Annotated in this window: 8 protein-coding genes; 3 read left to right on the forward strand and 5 right to left on the reverse strand. The window is 68.4% G+C overall.

All coding sequences use genetic code 11. From position 1 onward, the window contains the following. Positions 1-411, reverse strand: a 411-nt coding sequence (locus tag D7W82_RS37335; protein WP_147439745.1) for a cupin domain-containing protein, incomplete at its 3' end; no start/stop codon positions are given. A 193-nt stretch (positions 412-604) separates the two neighbouring features. Here D7W82_RS37335 and D7W82_RS37340 point away from each other — a divergent pair. Then, a complete protein-coding gene (locus D7W82_RS37340) occupies positions 605-928 on the forward strand; it encodes a co-chaperone YbbN (protein ID WP_120622839.1) in 324 nt (107 codons plus the stop codon). Here the strand turns inward: D7W82_RS37340 and D7W82_RS37345 are convergent, their stop codons facing one another. The 3 genes from D7W82_RS37345 to D7W82_RS37350 form a co-directional block, all read right to left on the reverse strand. Further along, complete coding sequence (locus tag D7W82_RS37345) at positions 929-2,503, reverse strand: ATP-binding protein (protein ID WP_120622840.1); 1,575 nt, start codon at positions 2,501-2,503, stop codon at positions 929-931. A 137-nt stretch (positions 2,504-2,640) separates the two neighbouring features. Next, entirely contained in the window at positions 2,641-2,778 is a 138-nt protein-coding gene (locus tag D7W82_RS40765) for a hypothetical protein (protein ID WP_158617801.1), read from the reverse strand. A gap of 13 nt (positions 2,779-2,791) precedes the next feature. Next, positions 2,792-4,228, reverse strand: coding sequence for a metallophosphoesterase (locus tag D7W82_RS37350; protein ID WP_120622841.1), 1,437 nt, complete (start codon positions 4,226-4,228; stop codon positions 2,792-2,794). A gap of 128 nt (positions 4,229-4,356) precedes the next feature. On the opposite strand from D7W82_RS37350, the gene D7W82_RS37355 reads away from it, so the two are divergent. Both D7W82_RS37355 and D7W82_RS37360 read left to right on the forward strand, forming a co-directional pair. After that, positions 4,357-5,685 (forward strand): restriction endonuclease fold toxin 5 domain-containing protein, encoded by a 1,329-nt coding sequence (locus D7W82_RS37355; RefSeq protein ID WP_199727988.1) that lies wholly within the window; start codon positions 4,357-4,359, stop codon positions 5,683-5,685. Positions 5,686-5,699: 14 nt separating this feature from the next. Further along, positions 5,700-6,440 (forward strand): immunity 52 family protein, encoded by a 741-nt coding sequence (locus D7W82_RS37360; RefSeq protein WP_120622843.1) that lies wholly within the window; start codon positions 5,700-5,702, stop codon positions 6,438-6,440. Here the strand turns inward: D7W82_RS37360 and D7W82_RS37365 are convergent. Then, a partial coding sequence (locus D7W82_RS37365) for a TIGR02266 family protein (protein WP_370451136.1) occupies positions 6,428-7,363 on the reverse strand: 936 nt, incomplete at its 5' end. The two genes, D7W82_RS37360 and D7W82_RS37365, sit on opposite strands and share 13 nt — an antisense overlap.

Raw genomic sequence — 7,363 nt, forward strand, 5'->3', positions numbered from 1 at the left:
CGCGCCCCCTTCGAGCGATGGAGCCGACATCAGCACCAGCGCTTCCGAGTCAGTGACCGGACGGTGCTCGACACCGCGGGGGACGATGAGCAATTCGCCTTCCTCCAGGTCCACGGTGCGTTCGCGCAACTCCACCCGCAGGGTGCCCCGGGTGACGAAGAACAGGGTGTCTCCGGTGGCGTGCCGGCACCAGGGGCCGGTGCCCGTCAGCCGGACCATGTGCACGGGCTGACCGTGGAGCGTGCCCACCGGCCGGGTGATGCCGGGCGCCGGCAGGTCGGTGGAGGCGTGGGCCAGGTTCACCTTCTCCACGAGGGGAAGGGACGCGGAGGCTGTCGGGGCGCGGCGGCGAGAATCCCAGCGAGGGGGACGGCCACCGGCGAGGGGTGGGGTCCGGAGAATCGTGCTCATGCGGCAGGGACTCCTTCAGGGGGGACGCGGTCCCACCCCCTCATGGGTTGTCTTGCTTTCTGCCAGAGACAGGACCTGTGTTTCACCCCCTGCCACGGGGGCCGGTCCGGTATCCGACGGATGGCGCCGCTAAGATAGGGATTGCTCCGCTGGCGTGCCGGAAGCCCTCTGTCCACTGTTCGAGGAGGGAACGATGCGAATCGAGCACTTCACGGAGCGCGCCTTCCAGCAGCAGGTGTTGGCGTCCGGGCAGGTGGTGTTGATGTATTTCTGGGCGCCCTGGTGTCCGCCGGAGTACCGGCTGATGGACGCATGGCTGGAGCGGGTGGCGGCCCGGCACCGGAGCGCGGTGAGGGTGGTGAAGGTGGGCGTGGAGAAGGAGCTGGTGCTCGCGGAGCGGTACATCATCCGCGCGGTGCCCACGCTGGTGGTCTTCAAGGCAGGGCAGATGGTGGACCGGGCCGTCGGAGCGATGACCCGGACCGCCATCCGGCGCATGCTGGAGGGGCACCTGTAGTCAGCCCCTGCGCGTGGCCCGGTAGGCCTGGGCGGGATGCTTGGGGGTATCGGGGTGGGTCCGTTCGAGGAGACCCTCTTCGACCATGGCCTTGAGATGCCGTTCCGTCAGCTTGCCCGGGTTGTAATGCAGCTCATTGGCAAGCTCCGCGGGGGGCCAGGGACGAAGCGAGGTAAGCGCCAGGATGGCCTTGCGCAGGGCTGCCTTTCTGGGCCGGTGACCTAGCTTTTCGATGAGTTCACGCGCCTTCGCGTCGATTTCCTTCCGGCCAGCGACATCCCCCAATCCGTTCGGAGCATCCCCCAATCCGTTCGGAGCATCCCCCAATCCGTTCAGAGCATCCCCCAATCCGCTGGCAGCTCCCCCCAGAACGGGCGCGAGCTCCCCCCGATCCGCGGCCAGGGTCTGTCCCACATTCACCCGCAGCGTGACGACCACGGCGCCCGTGACCTCGGCGAACTCCGGGGCGGAGAGTCCGGCTGCGCGGCACATCTCGGCGACACGGTTCGTGCCCCGGCCCCATTTCTCGATGAGCCCGGCACGGTAGAAGACCTCCGCGATGATGGGATTGCGCTGCACCGACAGATGCGGCCGGGTGAGCGATTCAGGCGTGATGCCTTTCGGATACCGCCCCGCGCTCCATATCTCCACGCGGTCGTCGAAGATGGCGAGCGATACCGCGCCACCCGCGATGCTGTAGTCACGGTGGATGAAGGCGTTGACCAGGAGCTCGCGCATCGCATCTGGCGGGATGAGCGGACGGTCGACACGCTGCAGTCGGCCCGGTTCGATACGGCCGGCCAACGGGAAATGCCGCTGACAGAACAGCTCGGCTTCCTCGAGCAGCCGGAAGGCCGGTCCGCGCACATTGCGTTGATCGAGGAACTCGGTCTTGTCGGTGCCTCGAAACCGGGCCATCCGCAGCTCGCACTGGGGGTGGTGGGGAAGGAACGTCTTGCCAAAGAGCACGACGGCCGCGCGCAGGAGCCTGCCCTTGTGGCGTACGCCAAGGCGGTCGAGCAGCTCGGGCAGGCTTCGTCCCACCGGTCCTACGAGGCGCCCGGCCGAGCGAGCCGCCTCGACGATGCGCAGCACCTCCTGGCGGTCCAGCTCCTGGAGCGGAACCTCATCGGCCTCCTGGTTCTCCCAGCGACGGCGGCTGTGCGCACGTTCCAGCAACAGCAGTTCATAGCGCTCCTGCGCCATCTTGCGGGTCGTGTTGCCCACCCGCTCATAGGCGCGGCCGTCAAAGGTGTACGGCACGGAATCACTGATGCCGCCCACGGTGAGCACGAGGACGCTGCGCCCTGAAGCGACCTCCACGCTCTGGATGTGGAGGTCGAGCGGGGGCTCGAAGCGCTCGCGTGCCGTCGCGATGTCATGCAGGGTCTGTTCGCTCACCTGCTGGCCGATGAGCTCTCCGCCAGGCTTCACGCCCAGCAGCACCTGGCCTCCTTGTCCATTCGCGAAGGCGCAGAGCGTGTGCATCGCCTCGCGCAATTCACCGGTCGAGCGCTTCAGCTCGACTGTGACGGATTCTCCCCTGGCGGCGAGGTGGGCGAGGTCTGGAATCATGGCGGGCCCGCCTCTGCATCATCCGGGCCCGCCATGTCCGGCGCTGTTCCCTCTGGGCCGACGCCTCATCCGAGCATGAAGCGTACGGACCGGGACCCTGCGTTCACGCAGGCAGACGGTGCGCCGTCGTGTGCCGGCTACAGGCAGTCCACCAGGCCGTCGTAGAGGGTCGTGCTGGTGCCGGGCAGCGTGGCGTAGAGGGGCGAGGTCCCGGAGAGCGCCGTCAGCAGCGAGGTGAGGGTGGTGCCGCTGGCCAGCGGGCTCGCGTCATTCACCCGGAGCGTCCGTTCAGCGCACCCAGCTCACGTTGCTGTACGCCTTCGCGCCGTCCGCCCGCTCCGTGTTCGTCAGCGGCGCGTAGACGCGCGTGGTGATGGTGTTGGCTGCGGTGTCCACCTCCACGAGCCGCGTCGGATTGGTGGTGCCGTCGTGGAACGTGTTGAGCATCTGGTAGAGGGTGTTGCCGTTCACGCCGGTGTCGGTGCGGTAGGCGGCGTTGCCCACGTGGCCGGAGAAGACGAAGCGCACGTTGGCGTACTGCTTGATGAGGTTGTCGAACACGTACTGGGGGCTGTTGTTGCCGTAGCCACCGTTTGACTGCTCGATGCCGCCGCTGCCGTTCAGGTGCGAGTGGGTGATGATGATGACGTTGTGCTGGGGGAACTGGGCCAGCACGGTCTTCGCCCAGTTCACGGCGTTCGTGCGGGCCCACAGCTCCAGGTTCAACACCAGCCAGTTCAGGCCGCCCGCGTTGAACGTGTGGTAGGCGTTGTCGCACTTGCCGGACTCGAACACACCGCCCAGGGCCTTGAAGCGAGACAGCGGGAAGTAGGTGTTGAAGGTGGTGGTGTTGCGCAGGTTGGCGTTGACGTTGCCGGGGCACGCGCTGCCGCCCTGGCACACGGCCGCCGTGTCGTGGTTGCCCAGGGCGATGGCGTAGGGAATCTGGGCGGTGTCGAGCACCTGGTACGAATCACTGGCGCGCTGGTAGTAGAGGTGGTCGGGCGTGTCCCAGTCCAGCAGGTCGCCGGTGTGCAGCACGAAGCGGATGTCCTGGGCCGTCTTGTTGTCGGCGATCCACTGCATGCGCTGGGTGAGCCGGGTGGGGGCGTAGACCGTCTCCTGCTGCGTGTCGGGGATGACGACGAAGGTGAACTTCGTGTCCACCGTGGTGGGCGCGGCGTAGAACTGGATGCCCTCGTTGGTCCAGCCCGCGGTGGTGAGCGCGTCGCGCTCCGCCTGGGTGACGGCGTGGCGGTGCTTCTTCAGGCCCGGGTTGTCGAAGCGGTAGACGGGCACGAGGCACGTGTCCGCGGTCTTGGACGCATAGAAGCCCACGCCCTCGTCGGTGGTGAAGCCGGAGGCGATGAGGTTCGAGCGCTCGGTGGCGTCGATGGTGACGATGTGCTCACCCCGGCTGGGGCTGTAGAGCCGGTAGACGGGGGACAGGCCGGTGCCGGAGGAACTCGCGGCCTTGAAGGGCGTGCCCCGGTCGTCGGTGTAGCCGTAGGTGGTGGCCGCGTTGGCGGCCTCGTTCGCGTTGAGGGTGAGGAGGCTGTCGCCCGTGGACGGACGCACCCGGTGATACACGGGCTTGCTGAGCGCGGCGCAGTCCAGCGCCGCCGTGGTGCTGCCCAGGTGCTGGGGTTCAGGCGCCTCGCCAGGGCCGCAGGCGGACAGCACGCCGGTCAGGGCCAGGGCCGCGAGGAGGGAAGAAGGCTTCAAGATGTGCTCCCGGTGAAGTCAAGATGTTCAAGTTAAAAATGAATTGCTGGGATGCGCATAGCATTGGTGGAAGGGCCGGAGAAGGCACCTGTCGAGGAGTGTCGCCAGTGTTACAGGGGCAGGGCCGGATGATCGTGTGGGGACTGCTGGTCGTGCTGCTCACGGGCTGCGCCAGCGGGCCCACGGTGCGGTTTCGCACGGAGCAGGGGACCCGGGCGTATGCGCCGGCCACGTGGGACCGGCGCGTGCCGGTCAGTGCGCGGGAGTTCGAAGAGGCGCTGGCGCGGCTGGCACTGGAGGTCCCGCTGACGGTGCGGTCACCGAGGGTGGTGCGCACGGTCGCGAGGAAGGGGGCGCAGCTGGACCTGGGGCTCGGGTTCATGCTGCGGGACGGGTACGGGAGGTGGTGCCGGGCGCATGAGGCTCCGGGGGACTGTCTGTCCTTGCTGGAGGATGGGGCGGGCTTCAACGAACTGGATCGGCTGACGCTCGCGGTGGGCATGTCGCTGGATCCGTTGCGCGCGAGTATTGGAGCCGCGTTGCAGGACACGCTGAATCCGGAGTTCTTTGTCTCCGTGGTGGCGGGGGCCATCACCTCGTGGGTGGTGTTGGCGGCGGCGCCGGAGCCCCTGTTCACCAAGGCCGCGGCGGTGATTGCCGCTGTGTTCCTGGCGTACGTGGGCGTGCAGTCGTTCCTCACGGTGGTGCGGGCGTGCGGAGCGCTGAAGGCGGCCATGGACAGGGCGCGGACGTTCCAGGAGCTGGAGGAGGCGGCGGAGGTCTTCGCGCAGGCACTGGGGCCAGAGGTGGCGCGTGTCTTCGTGCTCGCGGTGACGGTGCTGGTGAGTCACGGCATGACGGTGGGGCTGTCATCCGCGCTCTCTTTGATGCCGCGCTTCCCGGACGCGGTGCGGCTGGGCTCGACACAGGCGGGCTTCAACCCGGCGCGCGTGCTGGACGTGAGCGCCGTGGCGGTGGTGGACGGAGTGGTGGAGGTGACGCTCGCGTCCACGGCGGTGGCCATGGCCGCCATGGGCCCGCCTCCTGCGAGCAGCTCAGGAGGCCCCGGCAAGTGGGTGCAGGTGAACGAGTCGATGTCCGACCGCGCCCGCGACTATCAGGCCCAGGTGACCGGCGCACCGAAGGGCTCCGCGTACCGGCTCAAGGTAGGAGACGAAGAGGTCGACTTCGACGGCTACGACCTGGTGGACGATTTGCTATTGGAGGCCAAGGGCGCGGGCTACGCCAAGTTCATCAAGGACAACATGGAGCTGAAGGACTTCTACCGGGGCTTCGACAAGGTTCTTGCCCAGGCCGTCCGTCAATCCAGGTTGGCCCAGGGAAAGCGCATCCGCTGGATCGTCGCGGAGAAGAGGTTCGCCGATTTGCTTCGCAAAGCCTTCGATGCTCTTGAACTCGATACCATCGAGGTCGTGCACATCTCGCCCATCCGTTGAGGAACTCCCTGGCCATGTCGGAGACGTACTACTCAGGTTGCTATTGGTTGGCCCGGCTGGAGTCCGTTGACGCATGTGCACGCCGACTGGCGACCTTGATTCAGCACCTGGGTTCGTTGGAGCCGACGTGGAGCCACTGGTACCAGACAGCGGCAACCTTCGAGCAGGCACGAAAGCTCCAGGTGACCCCGGACGAGAGGACGCTCGCGAAACTCCTGGGCAGCAAGGCGAGCCGGGTCATGGACATGTCCCGCTTCTGGCTCTGGGCTGGCGCGAACGAAGAGGAAACCTCGAAGGTGACCGGCCACTGCGGCAGCGCCGCGATACACATGAGTTCTGCCTGTGTCCTGGACGGCCACGGGAGTGGCCAACTCGCGGAGCGTGTGCTGACCGCCCCTGTCCTGACCGGAGTGGTGCGCGCCATGGCGCTCGCCTGGGAGCCGGAGTTTGGCATCGCCACCTCCCATGCGCATCGGGAGCTCATTGCGGCAGGAACTCGCGTCAAGGTCGGGACCTTCGTCGGCTGGGTCACCTACCTCGCCGACCTCCGCGGCTCCGTGCCCCCACTGCCCTCTCCCGTCCAGGTGGAGCACCTCCCCAACCGGGGCACGCTCATCACCCTCACGCCGGAGAAGTTCACCGTCTCCAACCCCGCCCACGTCGCCCTGGCCGCGGACGTCCAGGCGCGCCTCCAGGACGCGGGGCTGCTCAGGCCCCTGCGCCCCTGGGGCACCTGGGCCCCTCAGTCCGGGTAGAACATCGGGTCGCGCGTCGCCACGAACGACGAGATGGCATTCGCCACCTCCGGCGGCAGCGTGGTGAACTGCACGCCCACGCCCGGCATCAGGTCCGGCGTGCGGTCGTTGCCGTCGCGCGCCCAGCGCACCACGCCGTTCACCGTCAACGGGCGGCCCCCCGGCAGCGTGAAGTCCAGCTCCACCGGAGTGCCGCGCGGCACCGCCTCCACCGTGGCGATGAAGATGCCGCCCTCGCTGATGTCCATCGAGAAGCCGGTGAAGAAGTTGGAATCACTGCGCGTGTCGATGGTCGTGTGCATCCGCACCCGGCCCGCCTTGCGCGCGTCGCTCTTCGCCGGAGTGGCGGCCACGGGCGCGCGCGCCGGGAGCCGCTCCGCGCGCGTCGGCGTCTCCGTGGACGGCTTCTCCTGGGACGGCCGCAGGGCTGGGGGCGGGACGACCTTCTGGGTCTCCGCCTCCGCCGCGCGGCGGGCCTTCGCCTCGGCCTCCGCGCGGGCCCTGGCGGCGTCCTCCACGCGCTTCAGGTCGGACTCGGCGGACGTCAGCGCCTTCTCCACCCGGGCGGCGTCCTCCTGCTGCACGCGCAGCGCGGACTGGAGGTCCAGCCCGGCCTGCCGGCGCGTGTCCAGCGCGGCCTCGCGCGCATCCAGGGCCTTCTCACGCAGCCGCGCGAGCTCCGGAGACGGCTCGGGGGACTCGGTGTCCTCCAGGCGCATGGCCCACTGGGACAGGCGCGAGTCTCCGGCATGCTCCGGCCGGGCCAGGGCCTGGCGCATGCGGACAAGCCGCTCGGTCAACGCGGCGGCATCCGCGGCGGCGCGGGCCACCTGTTCAGCGAGCTGCGCCTCCAGCCGGGCCATGTCGGCTTCGGCGCGCGCGAGTTCGACTTCCCGGGAAGGGGTGGGGGACGGGGGCATGGG

It is taken from the genome of Corallococcus sp. CA049B (assembly GCF_003611685.1).
Taxonomy (GTDB): domain Bacteria; phylum Myxococcota; class Myxococcia; order Myxococcales; family Myxococcaceae; genus Corallococcus; species Corallococcus coralloides.

Excerpts from the sequence above, each read along its gene's own strand:
- D7W82_RS37340 (WP_120622839.1), top strand. The coding sequence starts at position 605 with ATGCGAATCGAGCACTTCACGGAGCGCGCCTTCCAGCAGCAGGTGTTG.
- D7W82_RS37360 (WP_120622843.1), top strand. The coding sequence starts at position 5,700 with ATGTCGGAGACGTACTACTCAGGTTGCTATTGGTTGGCCCGGCTGGAG.
- D7W82_RS37355 (WP_199727988.1), top strand. The coding sequence starts at position 4,357 with ATGATCGTGTGGGGACTGCTGGTCGTGCTGCTCACGGGCTGCGCCAGC.
- D7W82_RS37345 (WP_120622840.1), bottom strand. The coding sequence starts at position 2,503 with ATGATTCCAGACCTCGCCCACCTCGCCGCCAGGGGAGAATCCGTCACA.